At 40.5% G+C, this 15,715-nt stretch carries 14 protein-coding genes; 6 read left to right on the top strand and 8 right to left on the bottom strand.

The genetic code is table 11. The annotated features are described in order from the left end of the window. Window positions 1-39 precede the first annotated feature (39 nt). Entirely contained in the window at window positions 40-2,109 is a 2,070-nt protein-coding gene (gene glyS, locus HQQ94_RS01285) for a glycine--tRNA ligase subunit beta (RefSeq protein ID WP_173292735.1), read from the bottom strand. Between the two features lie 11 nt (window positions 2,110-2,120). After that, entirely contained in the window at window positions 2,121-3,026 is a 906-nt protein-coding gene (glyQ, locus tag HQQ94_RS01280) for a glycine--tRNA ligase subunit alpha (RefSeq protein ID WP_173292734.1), read from the bottom strand. 108 nt (window positions 3,027-3,134) lie between these two features. Between glyQ and HQQ94_RS01275 the strand changes: the two genes are divergently transcribed. Further along, window positions 3,135-3,698: a DNA-3-methyladenine glycosylase I gene (locus HQQ94_RS01275; RefSeq protein WP_173292733.1), complete on the top strand. Its 564-nt coding sequence runs from the start codon at window positions 3,135-3,137 to the stop codon at window positions 3,696-3,698. A gap of 282 nt (window positions 3,699-3,980) precedes the next feature. Here the strand turns inward: HQQ94_RS01275 and HQQ94_RS01270 are convergent, their stop codons facing one another. From HQQ94_RS01270 to HQQ94_RS01250, 5 genes are all read right to left on the bottom strand, one after another. Then, a complete protein-coding gene (locus HQQ94_RS01270) occupies window positions 3,981-7,214 on the bottom strand; it encodes an amidohydrolase family protein (protein WP_173292732.1) in 3,234 nt (1,077 codons plus the stop codon). A 310-nt stretch (window positions 7,215-7,524) separates the two neighbouring features. Then, on the bottom strand, window positions 7,525-7,962 hold the full coding sequence (locus HQQ94_RS01265; RefSeq protein ID WP_173292731.1) for an MOSC domain-containing protein: 438 nt from the start codon (window positions 7,960-7,962) through the stop codon (window positions 7,525-7,527). A gap of 51 nt (window positions 7,963-8,013) precedes the next feature. Continuing rightward, window positions 8,014-8,259 (bottom strand): sulfurtransferase TusA, encoded by a 246-nt coding sequence (tusA, locus tag HQQ94_RS01260; RefSeq protein WP_173292730.1) that lies wholly within the window; start codon window positions 8,257-8,259, stop codon window positions 8,014-8,016. 133 nt (window positions 8,260-8,392) lie between these two features. Next, complete coding sequence (ybaK, locus tag HQQ94_RS01255) at window positions 8,393-8,860, bottom strand: Cys-tRNA(Pro) deacylase (protein ID WP_173292729.1); 468 nt, start codon at window positions 8,858-8,860, stop codon at window positions 8,393-8,395. A gap of 6 nt (window positions 8,861-8,866) precedes the next feature. Next, window positions 8,867-9,349 carry a GNAT family N-acetyltransferase gene (locus tag HQQ94_RS01250; protein WP_173292728.1) on the bottom strand — a complete coding sequence of 161 codons (483 nt, stop codon included), beginning with the start codon at window positions 9,347-9,349 and terminating at the stop codon, window positions 8,867-8,869. A 318-nt stretch (window positions 9,350-9,667) separates the two neighbouring features. Between HQQ94_RS01250 and HQQ94_RS01245 the strand changes: the two genes are divergently transcribed. The 5 genes from HQQ94_RS01245 (at window position 9,668) to HQQ94_RS01225 (ending at window position 14,502) form a co-directional block, all read left to right on the top strand. Further along, complete coding sequence (locus tag HQQ94_RS01245) at window positions 9,668-10,315, top strand: hypothetical protein (RefSeq protein WP_173292727.1); 648 nt, start codon at window positions 9,668-9,670, stop codon at window positions 10,313-10,315. Between the two features lie 109 nt (window positions 10,316-10,424). Then, window positions 10,425-11,399, top strand: a complete 975-nt coding sequence (locus HQQ94_RS01240; RefSeq protein WP_173292726.1) for an LPP20 family lipoprotein — start codon at window positions 10,425-10,427, stop codon at window positions 11,397-11,399. A 20-nt stretch (window positions 11,400-11,419) separates the two neighbouring features. After that, window positions 11,420-12,454, top strand: a complete 1,035-nt coding sequence (locus HQQ94_RS01235) for a hypothetical protein (protein WP_173292725.1) — start codon at window positions 11,420-11,422, stop codon at window positions 12,452-12,454. Window positions 12,455-12,463: 9 nt separating this feature from the next. Beyond that, on the top strand, window positions 12,464-13,060 hold the full coding sequence (locus HQQ94_RS01230) for an LPP20 family lipoprotein (RefSeq protein WP_173292724.1): 597 nt from the start codon (window positions 12,464-12,466) through the stop codon (window positions 13,058-13,060). A 104-nt stretch (window positions 13,061-13,164) separates the two neighbouring features. Beyond that, a complete protein-coding gene (locus HQQ94_RS01225; RefSeq protein WP_173292723.1) occupies window positions 13,165-14,502 on the top strand; it encodes a transglycosylase SLT domain-containing protein in 1,338 nt (445 codons plus the stop codon). A 46-nt stretch (window positions 14,503-14,548) separates the two neighbouring features. Here the strand turns inward: HQQ94_RS01225 and fadA are convergent, their stop codons facing one another. Beyond that, window positions 14,549-15,712 (bottom strand): acetyl-CoA C-acyltransferase FadA, encoded by a 1,164-nt coding sequence (gene fadA / locus HQQ94_RS01220; RefSeq protein ID WP_173292722.1) that lies wholly within the window; start codon window positions 15,710-15,712, stop codon window positions 14,549-14,551. Window positions 15,713-15,715 lie beyond the last annotated feature (3 nt).

Here is a 15,715-nt window from a genome sequence, read left to right as displayed (position 1 = left end):
GAGGTTACTTTGCTATATATTTTTACTCACAGCTAATTATTACTGTAATAAAGAAATATCAGCCGCATGTAGAAATTGTTCACGCAGACTAGAAAGTAAAGCTAGACGATTGTTTTTCAAAGCTTCATCATCACTCATCACCATGACCTCTTCGAAGAAGGTATCAACACTTTCACGTAAATCTGCTAATAATGATAGGGCAGCTTGATAGTTTGCTGCAGTAAATAGAGGTGCCAATTGTGGCTGAAGCTCATTTAGTTTGGCAGCTAATGCCTTCTCTGCACTTTCTACCAGTAGCTCAGCATTGATATCTGTTACTAATTTACCTTCCACTTTGGCTAATATATTCGCTACACGCTTGTTGGCTGCAGCCAGTGCGGATGCTTGCTCTAAGGTTCGAAAGTGTGCAACTGCTTTGATACGGCTATCGAAATCAGCGGGAGCTGTAGGACGACGAGCCAATACCGCTAAGATGACATCGACGCTAACACCTTGATCTTGATACCAAGCACGAAAACGAGCCATAAAAAACTCAAGAACCTGCTCTTCAGTTTTGTCACTGGTGATACTACTACCATGCAGTGCCTTTGCCTTAGCGATAAGATCGATAAGGTCGAGTGGCAAGTTATTTTCAAGACAGATCCGTAATATGCCAATAGCAGCACGGCGTAGTGCAAATGGATCGGCAGCGCCTTTTGGTGCTTGACCAATGCCAAAAATACCGACTAAGGTATCTAATTTTTCAGCTAAAGCCACACAAATAGAGACTGCTGCTGTTGGCACTGTATCACCGGAAAATTTAGGCTTGTATTGTTCTTCGAGTGCGATAGCAACCGCTTCTGCTTCACCATTTAGACGCGCATAATGCATGCCCATAGTACCTTGAAGATCAGTGAACTCCATGACCATATTGGTCATCAAGTCTGACTTAGATAACATACCTGCACGTGACGCTTCTTCTGCATTAGCATCTATGCTGGTCGCAATGTAGCCGGCCATATCCGAGATGCGCTCAACACGCTGCTTGATGGTCCCTAATTGCTTTTGGAACACCACGCTTTCAAGGCTAGTAAGACGAGATTCTAACGAAATTTTCTTGTCCGTTTCGAAAAAGAATTCAGCATCGGCCAGACGTGGGCGAACCACTTTTTCATTACCTGAGATGATCACCTGAGGATCTTTTGATTCTATATTAGTGATGAAGATAAAGTGTGGTAGCAATTGGCCTGCTTTATCGAATACTGGGAAGTATTTTTGATCGCCTTTCATGGTGTAAACTAAGGCTTCAGCTGGGACGTTTAAGAATTTCTCTTCAAAATTAGCCGTCAAGACTACTGGCCATTCGACCAAGGATGTCACTTCTTCAAGAAGATCATCTTCTAAATCCGCGACACCATTAATTTTAGAGGCAGCCTCTTCGACACCCACCTTTATAATGGCTTTACGGACTTCATAATCTGCCAGTACCTTACCTTGCTCTTTCAGCGCTGAAAGATAATTATCAGCATGGTCTAGTTCAAAACTTTTTAGCCCCATAAACCGATGGCCACGAATGATACGAGCCGATTTAATGCCAAGGAGTTCCCCTTCAATCAATTCACTACCCAGTAACATAGTCACGGTGTGGACAGGGCGAATAAACTGAGTTTTATTGCTGCCCCAACGCATAGGCTTGGGAATGGGTAGTTTATCTAACGCACGTTGTGCCATAGCACAGATAAGACTTTTAGTTTCTACGCCAACAACTTTAGCTTGATGGAGTAACCATTCGCCTTTGTCTGTTTTAAGGCGATCAGCTTGCTCAACTGTGATGCCGTTTCCACGAGCCCAGCCCATTGCCGCTTTGGTTGGATCGCCTTTGCTATCGAATGCCTGAGCAATAGCAGGTCCGCGCTTTTCTACAACCTTGTCAGCTTGTGCCATCACAAGTTTGTTTACCGTAAATGCTAAGCGGCGAGGGGCTGCATGCCAAATAGCAGACTCAAAGCTGAGTTCTGCTTTATTAAGTTCATCGGTAAAGTTATTAACAAAAGACTCCGCCAGTTTACGCAGTGCTTTAGGCGGTAGCTCTTCAGTACCGATTTCAATAAGTAAATTTTCCATATTCATGATATCTACCTCTACTTACACAGTGGGAAGCCAAGCGCTTCACGGGCTTGGTAATAGGCTTCTGCCACACATTTAGCCATGGTACGAACGCGTAAGATATAACGCTGGCGTTCGGTCACTGAAATGGCATGACGGGCATCAAGTAAGTTAAAGGCGTGTGAGGCCTTCATGACCTGCTCATAGGCAGGTAGTGGTAATGGCTTCTCTAATGATAATAAACGTTGGCAAGCTATCTCACAGTCATCAAATAAGGCTAGTTGCACTGCAACATCTGCGTGTTCGAAGTTATAAGTTGATTGCTCGACTTCATTTTGATGGAAGACGTCACCATACATTATCTTGCCCATAGGACCATCAGTCCAGACAAGATCATAAACACTGTCAACTTCCTGAATATACATAGCAAGACGTTCCAGGCCATAAGTTATCTCACCTGTTACTGGTGTACATTCAAGTCCGCCTACTTGTTGAAAATAGGTAAATTGTGATACTTCCATACCATTTAACCATATCTCCCAACCTAAACCCCAAGCGCCCAGAGTCGGAGACTCCCAGTTATCTTCGACGAAACGCACATCATGTATATTCATGTCGACACCTAGCGCTTCAAGAGAGCCAAGGTAAAGCTCTTGAATATTGTCAGGAGACGGTTTTAACACGACCTGAAATTGATAATATTGCTGTAGACGGTTAGGGTTTTCACCATAACGGCCATCAGTAGGGCGGCGACATGGTTGTACATAAGCACTGCTCATTGGCTCTGGGCCTAATGAACGCAAAAAAGTCTGTGGGTGGAATGTCCCTGCGCCCACTTCCATATCTAGAGGTTGAACAATTGCGCAACCTTGTTGCGCCCAGTATTCCTGCAGGGTCATAATAAACCCTTGGAATGTCTTTACATCATGTTTCGTCGTCATGTCTACTTTTTCAGGCTGCCATAGAAAATGGTTTTGATTATACCTTGTAGATTTACGCTTATGTAGGTTATTTTTTATCTCATTAACAAAATTAAGGAATGAATTATCATGGAAAGGCAACGTTGTAGTTGGGTTGGGGCGGATGAGATTTATCTGGCGTATCATGACGAGGTGTGGGGCAGGCCTATTTATGATAGTCAGACGTTGTTTGCTAAGCTTTGTCTTGAGGGTCAACAAGCGGGATTATCTTGGATCACCATTCTTAAGAAACAACAAAATTATGAACTTGCTTTTGCTCGCTTTAACCCTACAGTTATTGCTAAATTTGATGATGAAAAAATCGAAGCTTTATTACAAAACAAAGGCATTGTGAGAAATCGTTTAAAAGTTAATTCGATCATTAACAATGCTCGAGGTTATTTAGCTTATACAGAGGCTGGGAATAATTTCTCAGCGTTTCTTTGGAGCTTTGTCGGGGGGGCACCAATAGTGAATCAATTTTCATCTCACTCAGAGGTGCCAGTTCAAACCATTGAATCAGTAGCTATGTCTAAAGCTTTGAAAAAAATGGGGTTTAATTTTGTTGGCCCGACTATCTGTTATGCTTTTATGCAAGCCGTAGGCATGGTGAATGATCATGCAATTGATTGTTTTTGTTATAAAAAATTCTAGATGTAGTGAGTTGCTATTAAGGTTAATCTAAGATTAGCTTTATTCAGTGAGTCGAAGGCGGGCATCGTCTCTCACACTAAAAATTTACCTGCTTGTAATTGTGCTTAGACTGAATGGGTTGAAGAATTAACTTTAACACCAATTTGTATTTTTATATTGTAAAAATAAAAGAGTGTTCCACGTGGAACACTTTTTTTCTCTTATTTTTTATTCAATTTTAATTTTTCATGAAATTATTTTTTGGCAGTAAAGTTAGCCAGATTGTAAAATTTCAAACTGACTTTAAAGTTCAAAAAAGAACGGTTTGCGTTTACCGTTACCATTTTTGGGATCAGCATTAAGTTGATCCATGGTTTCTGCATTGTATAATTTGCCATTGACCATAGTATAAATAACACGATCCGTTACGCGAATATCTTCAAGTGGATTGCCATCAATGACAATTATATCGGCGAGTTTACCTTGTGTGATTGAACCTAGTTGATGATCCATGCCGAAGTGTGTTGCTGGATTAATTGTCGCTGTTTTGAGAACGTCTAGATTACTCATGCCACCCTGAGCAAACATCCACATTTCCCAATGGGCAGCTAAACCTTCCCGTTGACCGTGAGCACCTATATTAGGTTTTACTCCAAGATCATTCATCTCGTTAGCAATGCGTGCCACATTAAAATGATTATAATGTGCATCCGGTGCTTTTGGACGACGCATTGATCTCGCTTGCAGTAGATCACTTGGAACATATTTTGAGAGTCTGGGATGTGACCAAACATCGGTTTTATCATACCAATAGTTTTCGCCTGAGATCCCACCATAGGCAACAACTAATGTTGGAGTATAGCCAACCTTAGTTTGACTCCAAAACTGCTTAATATCATTATAAATAGCCGCAGTAGGTAGTGAGTGTTCAATGCCTGTGTGGCCATCTGCGATCATTGTTAGGTTGTGTTGTAGCAAACTGCCACCTTCAGGTACAACCATCATTTCAAGTTCTCGAGCTGCTGCTATTACTTGTTGTCTTTGATCTCGACGAGGTTGGTTATAACTTTTGACACTGAATGCTCCCGCTTTTTTTAAACGTAGTAGGTGGAACTTGGCATCATCCAACGAGTCAATGTGTGATGTGTAGCCTGGCGAATTTGCACCATATAGAATAGTACCTGTTGAGAAAATACGTGGTCCAGTGATTTTGCCTGCTTTTTGTTGCTCTGAAGCGGCAAAGATCTCGGTTGTATCGTTAGACGGATCATGAATACTGGTAACACCCAGTGAGAGATTGGAGAAAAGTTGCCAGTTTTGTTGTGGAATGATTTCGGTTTCTCCCTGTGATCCATGAGCATGGGCATCGAATAATCCAGGCATTAAACTCTTACCTTTGATATCGATCACTTGAGCATCACTCGGTATTTCTGTTTTTTCATCACCGACGGTAAGAATATGATTGTCTTTGACAATAACGATACCATTTTTAATGACCTTATCACCTTCCATTGTGATGATATTCCCCCCCATAAACGCTATTGTTCCACGTGGAACATCCGCTTTTTGAATAAAGCCAAGCTGAGTTATCTCTGCTTTCTTTGTTTTATCTAGTACGTTATCGGTATTAGCTATGTTGACTGTATATGCAGTGTCTACATCGGCTTGGTATAGATCCGGTCCTAGGGTCCAGTAAAGTTGATCGCTATTATTGTTCCAGCTAATACTCTCACCGGCACGAGTACTTAATTGAGTAACGGGTAGATTATTAGCTTTTGGGCCAATAGTGATGGTTTCACCATGTTTAGCAAAAGGGCTAACCCAAACCTTAAAACGTTCAGCAAAGGCGAGCTGTTTTCCATCAGGAGATACGCGAAATTCGGTAGCATGTTGGCTGGTATAATGCACTCGTTTTTGCAAACCATCTAGGTTTATAGAGGCAAACTCTGGTGTTTCACCTTCAAGCATAAAATAGATACGATCAGACTCAGCACCAAATTGAGGTTGGTAGCCATCAGCTGTGATCTTAATATTTTCCTGACTTTCTACATTTACCCGATATAATCCGGTTTCTTGTGACCAAGTTCTTGGGGTAATATGTCCCCCCTTAACCTTACGGTAAACAACAAATGAACCGTTAGGTGAGAAGGTTGGCTCTACGTATTTCCCTGGTTCTTTAGTTAAGATTTTTATGTCATTATTTCTGATGTTAGCTATGCGTACACTGCCTTGTTTCGTGTCATCCCAAGTTGTGAATACTATGCTCTTACCGTCACGGGACCATTGAGGGAATAACTCTCTAAGATCAGTATCTAGGTTAGTTAATCGTGAGTGTTTATCAGTATGCTTATTATTAGATAAGGCTTTAATCCAGAGTTTTCCTAGAGCTTCGTAGACGACCTGTTTGCCGTCAGGTGATACCTGTGCCATTCTTAGCATCTTTACATCAAACTGATCCTTATCTAAGTTTTGAGTAAAGCGGAGTGCAGGTTGCACATCTAACTGAGTGTTGATTGAGAAGGGGATATGTTTAGTTATTTTTGTTTTAATGTCTAGTTTATTGATCTTACCTCCAGCCCAGAAGATAATTTCCTGATTGTCACTGGTCCAACTCATGTTTGGATAGACACCATGGATAGCCCAAGTTTCCTGCATATCTCTATCCAACTTGTCGTATATCTTTTCTTTTTTTCCGGACTTTAGATCCATCAAGTACAGAGATGATTGAAACCCATCACGTTTAATATAGGCGAGTTTAGTACCGTCAGGGCTTGGTGTTGGACGGATAGCTCCGCCAGTACCCTCAATCAATAATTCAATATCACCGGTTTGAGTATCATATCGCTTTATTTTGTAGATCCCCTTTACTGAGTCTTTGGAGTAATGAAAGCTTTTACCCGGAGTCGCATCTTGGCTGAAATAAATATAATGGCCATCAGGAGAGTAGGCGGGTTCACCAAGATCTTTTTGCTCATTAGGACGTTTGGTGAGTTTTACACCTTCACCGCCGCCAACGTGGTACATCCAGATCTCTCCAGCCCCTAAACTGCGGGAACCAGTATAGTGTTTACGGGCAAGTAAATATTGGGAGTCAGGGCTCCAAGCTGGACTGTTTAATAGTCTGAATTTTTCTTTAGTGACAGGTCTTGGGTTGCTACCATCAGCCTTCATAATCCAGATATTGTCACCACCATCCTCATCTGAAGTGAAAGCGATATACTGTCCATCTGGGCTGTAAATAGGCTGCATTTGCCAAGCAATACCCTCTGCAAGTATTTTGGCTTGGCCGCCCTCTATTGGTATTTGATAGATGTCACCTAACATGTCGAATACAATATATTTATCATTTGGGCTGACACTGACATTCATCCAGGTACCCTCAGTGACATTAATGCTAATCTGCTCTAAAGGGGCTTTAGTGGGGGTGTTTACTTGCCATGTTGATTTTTTATCATTTGCGGTCTCTTCGGCAAACGAAGATGAGTTAAAAATAAGTGTAATGATTGCAAATAGTGGTATTAATTTGTGTTGTAACATTTAGTCCCCGATCCTTATCTTATTATTTGTTGAGCTACCTTTTACTGGATTTTTGAGCAAGGTTTAAGTGAGTATTGATTTTAAGCTATCTATCATATGCTTGGTTTGATAAAAGTAAAGAGTGTGTAGTCATAAGGTTAAACTATAGAGCGGGGTGGACCAGAATTGACTATATTGTTAATGATGAGAGTTAGGACAAATTCAGTGACTACTGACATGCTAAATTTAGCATATTGAAAGTGACAGGGTGTATAAAGCAAAGCTTAGCCGTTGCGTGAGTTAACGGCATTGAGTTGATTTTAGAGAAGGGCTATGAAAAGCTAATGTCATCACCAATGGTGATTTTGGCATCATGCAGTACACGACATGTCACTCCGCCTCGCCAATCAGGAATGAGTGCCTGTTCTAAACCAGCTTGTGCTATCTCCATTTTCTTACAGGGATCAGTTTCACCAGTGATCTCTAATGCTAAATCACCAATCTGTAGTCGTTTACCTTTATCTGCAGCTGAGAAGATATGGCCTTCTATTAGCAAGTTGGCGCGTCGAGTTACCCAAGGGAGATGTGTATCGATTGTGGCACAGGCAAGATTCCATTGTTCTAATGACATAACCGTGACTTGTCGTTTACCCGGGCGACCAAAGCAGTCATGTTCTACGCCAGCGGCTTGAGTGACTTGGGCCATTTCAACAAGCGTCATTGGACCCTTTTTAATCGGCTTAAAACCAATGGCGATAAGTTTTGGCATTGGGCTTCCTTAATTTTAATATTAATTGGATAAAAAGCGAATTAAGACTGTCTATAAACCTTTTTGAATCAAGTATTGATATGGCGTTGTTTCAGTTTTACTGGCGATAAGTTTATGTTCCATAAACTCGCAAAAGCTTGGAATATCGCGAGTTGTCGCAGGATCATCGGCAATAATCAATAATGTTTCACCTTGAGCTATTTTACGAACTGATTTACGCAGCATCATTACCGGTTCGGGACATCTAAGCCCAATAGCATTAAGTTGGTGTTGCGCTTCTGAAAATGGGTCGTTCATATGTTCTACCTAATAGCCAAGTTCACTTCAAATACTAAGGGTTAATATTACGCTAGCCTTTAATCCTTGCCAAGTTAAGGTCAAAGACTTTTTTATGTTCCACGTGGAACATGTTTGTGGTGAAACCTTAGCGCTATGCTGTCAGAGGTACAAAGCTGGCTTTTGTTAGTTGTTGCAGACTCGCTGGGGCAAGTTCGATATCTAAGCCTCGCTTACCTCCACTGACATATATCTGTTCAAGTAATCGGGCAGATATGTCAATATAGGTAGCGAGTGGACGTTTTTGACCCAGAGGGCTTACGCCGCCCAAAACGTACCCGGTAGAGCGTTCAACTTCCAGCGCTAATGCCATAGCAGCCTTCTTTACGCATGCAGCTTTAGCGAGGAGTTTCATATTTAATTTCTCGGTTACGGGTATGATAGCAACCACCAGTTTTTCACTATCAAGTTTAGCGATTAAGGTTTTAAATACTACAGCAGTATCTAGGTTTAGCTTAGTGGCAGCCTCAATCCCATAGGCACCATTATTAGCTTCATGCTGATATTCATGAATGTGATAGTCTAGTTTTGCACGTTTTAAGCTATAGATGGCAGGTGTCATATTGTATTACTCATTGAGTCTTTTTTTCATAATCAACGCATTAATACCACAGTATAAGATTTCTTCTACAGGTAACCAGCCCATTTTTTTATAGAGACCACCCGAGAGTACTTCAGTATGTAAATATAACTCTTGTACACCTAACAGTTTGGCTTTTTCTGATATCACCTCTATTAGGGATTGAGCTGTCCCATTGCCGCGTTGTGATTTACAAACATACACTCCACCTAGCCAATGCGAGTCAGCGGGGTAGTTAGTGTTTTCTTGAAATCGAATTTGGGCTGCTGCAATTAATTCTGTATCACAAGTTGCAACTAGCATTAAGGGTAATCTGTCGCTATTACAGTATTCTGCTAATTTTACTTCTAGTGTCGCTATGGTTTGATTATTCAATTCTGGATCTGGGTTTATCACACCCCATTCATTGTGGTACCAGTTGGCTATTTGAGTGATGAAGTGAGGTTTATGTTTCAGTAAATCAATATCCATATAAATAATTTCCCATAAGATGACGTTGTGCAGGAATTGTTTATTTATACATGAAATACAATGAGATTCAAAACTTTTTGAGAGTTGACATCAACGAGTCATAAATAAAAAATGAGAACCTGATTAAGGCTCCCACTTTTATGGACGCTGAATAAATTGAGGGTTATGGTCATTCAAATATTGTTGCGATACTTTTCAATAGTTACCGATATTTGTTGTGCCCTACGTTACAAAGGTGAAGTATTCAGGTAATATTATCGCTTTTTTGTAACATAGACCACTTGATAATCAAGCATTTTATTACATAAAGGATATAAATTGAAAATATTACCATTGATACTTCTTACCATCAGTCCAGTTACTTTTGCTGAGTCATTTCTTGTTCAAGGGGAAATAAAACATAAAGCAGAAATGAAACAGGTTAACACTGTCATGAAAGAACAAATGTCGAGCATGGGTAAACTATTTAACTCTGGTGTTATCGATACATTCTATATCAGTCCAGATAAAAATGGCAGAGCAGAAGCCATATACGTGGTTAATTCGGATTCAGAACAAGCAGCCAAAAATATCGTAAATAGTACTCCAATAATGGTTAAAGGTTTGGCGGATTTTAGCATTAAAAAAATAGGCTCCAAGTTACAGGGAGGTAATAACCTAAACGATGAGGAAGAAAATGAATACTACCTATTAACTAGCAATTGGATTAAAGCCTATAATCCAGTTAAACATAGTAAAGTGATGGAAAAAGAAGTTAATTTTACTATCGCGGCACTTAATAGCGGAGAGATAGCAAATCTTTACCTTAATAACCCTAAGGGTGACGATATAATGCCAACCATTACCTATTTCATTCATGCCGATTCGCTAGAGTATGCGCTTGATTTTAGTTATAAGTCTCCACTTTACCGGGAAGGAATAATGGATTTTACAGTAACCTATGCAGGAAGTAAGGTGTCCTTATAAGCGAACGATTCTCTATTGTTTTTCCTATCTGAAAAATAAGTCAGTTGATGGAGTCTACTGGCTATAAGTGCCAGTGACCCTGCACTTACAGCGTGTAATAAGGATATTTATGTTAAGTAAAAATGTGTCAATATTCATAATGTTGTCCCTCTTTGCAGGGTGTCAATCAACCAAGACACCGGGTTGGGTGTTGGCACCGGTCACAAACTCTTCTGAATCAATCACGGCAGTTGGGGAGGGACATTCACTTATTGATGCCAAAATGAAAGCATTAAGCGCTATAAACCAAAGGTTATGGACTCAAGTCAGTTCAAGTAGCCAGAACCGTAATATTGCTAACAATATCAATGGTGGTGATCATTACCAAGAGTTCAACGATTTTAAACTTAATACCAAGACTTCGGATCTTGTGTTTAACGGCGTTGAATACACTAAGGCAGAACAAGTTGGTGCTCTTTATTATGTTGAAGCTAAAGTATTAAAAACGAGCTTAATATCCCAGCTTGTCTCAGATATTAATAAAATAGATCAACGCGCAAAATTTGAACTCGGTGCACTGGCTAATACCGATTTATTAGTTTGGTGGTTAAGAAATCGCAATGTTAAAGAGTTGGAAAAAGAGTTAGCAATCAAAAATTCTATGTTATCAGCAGTGTCTACGACTAATAACAGTGAACTCAAGACCGCATTACCATTACTTAAGTCTAGCGTTAGTCGAGTTAAATCTCAGATCATTATTAGCATATCAACAGGGCGTGAAGATGACTTAATGAAAGGCTTCTTAACCAATCACTTTTCAAAATATAACATACCCGTTGTTGATTATAAAATCGGAGGTTATAGCCACAATTTAATATTAGACACTCATTGGAATAATCGCCATATTGCCGATATTTTTGTCTCTACGGCAAACGTGAACATTATCATGAAAGATAAAAAGAACTTAGTGGTGGCAAGTAATGAAATAATTGCTAATGCTAATTCTGTCACTAGCTTTGAACGTGCTCGAGAAGGAGCATCACGCAGTTTTTCAGCCAAATTAACAAAACAGAATTTTTGGAAAGCCTTAGGGTTTGATTTTTAAATATTAATATGGATATATATATGTTAAAGAAAACACTTGCTACGCTAGCGACTCTAGGGGTTATTACTGGTTGCCAATCAACGGTGACGAATGTTTGCCCATCGTCAACGCGAGTTGAAATTCCGATGAGCAGCCATCCAGTTAAAGGTTCAGCCAATACTAAGGTGGTAATTTTTGAGCCTGAAATGAAATTCAATAATACGTTATCTGAGCGTGTTGGTGCATCACTGTTTCAGGCGTTAGCTAAGCAAATAAGCAATGCTGGCTCAAAGATTGTTGATCGAAGTTTAGTTAGCAAATTAAAAACTGAAATTCAGATAACTGAAGCAAGTGGTCGCTTTAGTGAGGATGGGGTTCCTATTGCTGATTTTGCCATTTATACCGATATAGGTCTCGCAAACTTTACTCGAAATTTTAGCGAAGCTCGTAGCTGGACAGAAGATGGCGTATTTTATTCAATACCTGCATCTTGTCGTTTTAACGCTGAAGTCGAAGCAAGCACTCGCGCAATTTCTTTACCAAGTATGCAAACACTAAAAAGAATTCAGTTCAAAGGCGATGATTCTTTAAGTGTTGAGACTCGCGATTCGCGTTGTTTGATCCCACAAACAGAGATTGAGGGGATGATTGCTAAGGCAGCTAAGCATGCTGTTGAGAGAAGTGATGTTTTGAAGAATTTATTTGCACCAAGAGGAGCAGTAATTGAAATGCGTCAATGTGATGCTGGTTCCATGGTCAAAGTGGACATGGGAAGTAACCAAGGTGTACAACCTGGTTGGACAGTGAGTTTTACTACTCATGAAAAAGTAGCCGATTTAAATGGAGGTTATGAAATAGAAACACATGGATATGGAACGGGTGAAGCTATCAATAATGCTGAACATGGCATTAAACCTAAATATTCCTGGATTTCTCTCGATAAAGACGTCGCAATGAAAGTGAAGCGTGGTGATACCGCTAAGGCAAAATTCGAAAATGCTTGTAATGGTATGTCTATCTTTTCAGGGCTTTGTCACATAACATCGGAAAATTTTTCAGATGTATTTAGTTTATAAGGGAATAGTATGAAAAAAAATTATTTTACAGTCGCGATTTTAGTATTTTTGTCAGGATGTCAAAGCAATGATACCGTTAAAAATGTACAGCAAATTGATTGTTTCTATCCGGATGCAGTGACAGTTAGTGCGCCTCGTTGGATTTGTGATGTGATGCCAGATGGTATTGAAATTGGCGCGGTTGGTTATTCAAAGAAAAGTGTTGCTGGGTTAAGTATTATGCGTGATATTGCGACTAATGATGCCCGTGCTCGTTTAGCTCAGCAGTTTGAGTCGAACGTCAACACACTATTTAAACAGGCAACACAAGCGAACATGGTGTCGACAACAGACAATGTATCTGAAGAGGTCACTGAATACTTTGAAACTGTGACTAAAAATGTCACTAGTCGGACTTTATCAAATAGTCGGGTGATTGTGACGCAGCGCAGCCCTGGTGGCGGTTTATATACGTTAGTTGGCATGGACAAGGTTACTTACGATGCCAATCTGGCTAAAGTCGTTGCTGCGGCAGGACAAAAAGATCCTCAACTATGGAATAAGTTTAACAACAAAAAAGCCGCCGAAAATCTAGAAGCTGTTTTATCCTCACTACAAAAAATATAATTTAATTAATGGCTTAAGCTTTTATTGGTTTAAGGGCGAGTTAAATAGAATGGGCTAAATAATTAGCCCATTCTACTTTGTATTGCTATAAAAGGATGTTGCATATGAATTTACGTTTTACTTGCTTAATCGCTTGTTCATTATTGTTAAGTCAATTGACTCTGGCATCTGATAGCTTTGTTGAGTTAGATGCAGAGATTGAAAATACAGGTAAGTTGCAAGAGCGACAAGCCAAGGAATATAGCGGCTTTGTTTTTGCTTATATGGCTGAGTATGAACACTGGCGAGTACAGTATTTGAAAGCATTTGATCAATATCGAGCTGAAATTATCGGTAAGTGGGGGACAGGAGATGTTTCTCAGCGACAGAAGAGCGTGGAGTATTCTGCAGATAAAAATATTAAATCTGTGGTTGATTATGAAGCTAATGAGTTAACGGTTTCCATCATAGTCGATAGCGAGCTAACAGATGAGCAAATCAAACAAAAGCTAAACAATGAAGTGAAATCCTTGGCTGAAAACAGTCATTCAAATGTTTTCTCATTAGTCAGCGAGGAAGATCTCGTTAAACGAGGTAAGTTACAAATTAGTGCTGTGAGCTTCTCTAATCGTAATGAGCAGCAGGCTAAGCAGGTGATAATTGAGCAAACCAAAGCTCAATTATTGGAAATTGATAAGGAGCTTGATTCGGCACAGCTCACTAAGTTAGACAGTGTTTCTATGGATATCGTTGAGCGAGTGTCGAATCAGAAAAAAAATAAACTGTTAAATGTGGCCAAAGAGAGGCTGATAAAATTAGACGACCAGTATATGCAGCAAAGAAAATTAGTTAAACAGCAGACAGGGTTAGTTGAAAAAAAGGTCATTCAGTACCGAGTGAGCCTGCCTAAAAATAGCTTGAGTGTAAGGGCTGCAAAAGTGGTGGATTTGGCTCAGACGGAAGGACTTCGCTGGCAAGTGCCATCCGCATTAATTATGGCGGTTATTCACTCTGAATCGAGTTTCGACCCTAAAGCCACATCACCTATACCTGCTTATGGTTTGATGCAAATTGTCCCAACAAGCGCTGGAGTTGATGTTAATAACTTTATTCGTAAAGTTAATAAGCCAATGAGTTCAAGCGAGCTTTATTTACCCATGATTAATGTTGAGACGGGGGCGGCATATCTAAATATCTTAGACAAGCGTTACCTCAAGGCGATTATTAATGATGAGAGCCGAATGCACTGCATGATTGCAGCCTATAATACCGGGGCTGGAAATGTCGCTAAAGCATTCAATCTAGATGGCACCCGCAATATATATAAGGCTTCGAAAGTGATTAATAAGATGGAACCCGATGAGGTGTATCAACATCTGCTGCTAAATCTACCTTACGATGAAACTAAACATTATCTAGAGAAGGTGAGTGGAAGAATTGCTTTATATGAAAACAAAATTTAGCAAAAAACCAGCCTAGGCTGGTTTTTATTCTCTTGAGGACGTTTATTTATGGTCGTTCAAATATTGTTGCGATACCTTGTCCTAGACCGATACACATGGTGGCTAAGCCATATTTAGCATTCTTATCTTCCATGAGGTTGATAAGTGTCGTTGATATACGGGTGCCAGAACAACCCAGTGGATGACCTAGAGCGATAGCTCCACCGTTGAGGTTTATTTTTTCATCGGCGACATCCATCAAACCTAACTCTTTTACACAAGGAAGTGACTGAGCAGCAAAGGCTTCATTGAGCTCGATAACATCAATATCATCAATGCTTAATCCTGCGCGCTCCAGTGCTTTTTTAGTCGCTGGGACTGGGCCGTACCCCATAATAGCAGCATCACAACCTGCAACAGCCATGGAGCGAATGCGTGCTCGAATAGGTAAGCCTAATGCTTTGGCTTTTTCTTCTTCCATCACTAGCATAGCCGAAGCACCGTCAGACAAGGCTGATGACGTTCCTGCTGTTACAGTTCCGTTGACAGGATCAAATGCTGGCCGTAATCCGGACAATGATTCCATTGAGGTTTCAGGGCGGATCACTTCATCATGTTCAACCTTGATCAATACCCCATTGGCATCGTGACCTTCGATAGGATGAATTTCGTTAGCAAAACGTCCTTCAACCGTTGCTGCGTGTGCGCGTTGATGCGAACGCACAGCAAATTCATCTTGTTGTTCACGAGTGATACCGTGCATCTTACCGAGCATTTCTGCGGTAAGTCCCATCATGCCAGAAGCTTTTGCGACATTGTTAGCAAGACCGGGATGAAAATCGACACCGTGGCTCATAGGGACATGGCCCATGTGCTCAACACCACCGACTATGAATGTATCACCTTGTCCTGTCATGATAGCGCGAGCTGCTTGATGTAGCGCATCCATAGATGAACCACAAAGACGGTTAACGGTTACCGCACCAGCTTCTTTTGGAATGCCAGCTAGGAGTGATGCATTACGGGCAATATTGAAACCTTGCTCTAGTGTTTGTTGTACACAACCCCAGATCACATCTTCGATGTCTTGAGGGTTTAGCTTTGGATTTCGAGCGAGCAGTGCTTTCATCAATTCTGCTGAAAGTGTCTCTGCGCGTACGTTTCTAAATACTCCAGCCTTAGAGCGGCCCATGGGAGTACGGATACAATCTACGATAACGGCTTGTTTCATTGT

Origin of the sequence: Shewanella sp. VB17 (assembly GCF_013248905.1) — a bacterium.
Lineage (GTDB): Bacteria > Pseudomonadota > Gammaproteobacteria > Enterobacterales > Shewanellaceae > Shewanella.
The sequence above is the reverse complement of the archived record's forward strand: the minus strand, read 5'-3'. Positions and strand labels throughout refer to the sequence as shown.

Bases quoted from the DNA above. Each gene is read 5' to 3' on its own strand.
- HQQ94_RS01275 (WP_173292733.1), top strand. From the start codon at position 3,135: ATGGAAAGGCAACGTTGTAGTTGGGTTGGGGCGGATGAGATTTATCTG.
- glyQ (WP_173292734.1), bottom strand. From the start codon at position 3,026: ATGACGACGAAACATGATGTAAAGACATTCCAAGGGTTTATTATGACC.
- HQQ94_RS01240 (WP_173292726.1), top strand. From the start codon at position 10,425: ATGTTAAGTAAAAATGTGTCAATATTCATAATGTTGTCCCTCTTTGCA.
- ybaK (WP_173292729.1), bottom strand. From the start codon at position 8,860: ATGACACCTGCCATCTATAGCTTAAAACGTGCAAAACTAGACTATCAC.
- glyS (WP_173292735.1), bottom strand. From the start codon at position 2,109: ATGAATATGGAAAATTTACTTATTGAAATCGGTACTGAAGAGCTACCG.
- HQQ94_RS01235 (WP_173292725.1), top strand. From the start codon at position 11,420: ATGTTAAAGAAAACACTTGCTACGCTAGCGACTCTAGGGGTTATTACT.
- HQQ94_RS01225 (WP_173292723.1), top strand. From the start codon at position 13,165: ATGAATTTACGTTTTACTTGCTTAATCGCTTGTTCATTATTGTTAAGT.
- fadA (WP_173292722.1), bottom strand. From the start codon at position 15,712: ATGAAACAAGCCGTTATCGTAGATTGTATCCGTACTCCCATGGGCCGC.
- HQQ94_RS01270 (WP_173292732.1), bottom strand. From the start codon at position 7,214: ATGTTACAACACAAATTAATACCACTATTTGCAATCATTACACTTATT.
- HQQ94_RS01230 (WP_173292724.1), top strand. From the start codon at position 12,464: ATGAAAAAAAATTATTTTACAGTCGCGATTTTAGTATTTTTGTCAGGA.
- HQQ94_RS01265 (WP_173292731.1), bottom strand. From the start codon at position 7,962: ATGCCAAAACTTATCGCCATTGGTTTTAAGCCGATTAAAAAGGGTCCA.
- HQQ94_RS01250 (WP_173292728.1), bottom strand. From the start codon at position 9,349: ATGGATATTGATTTACTGAAACATAAACCTCACTTCATCACTCAAATA.
- tusA (WP_173292730.1), bottom strand. From the start codon at position 8,259: ATGAACGACCCATTTTCAGAAGCGCAACACCAACTTAATGCTATTGGG.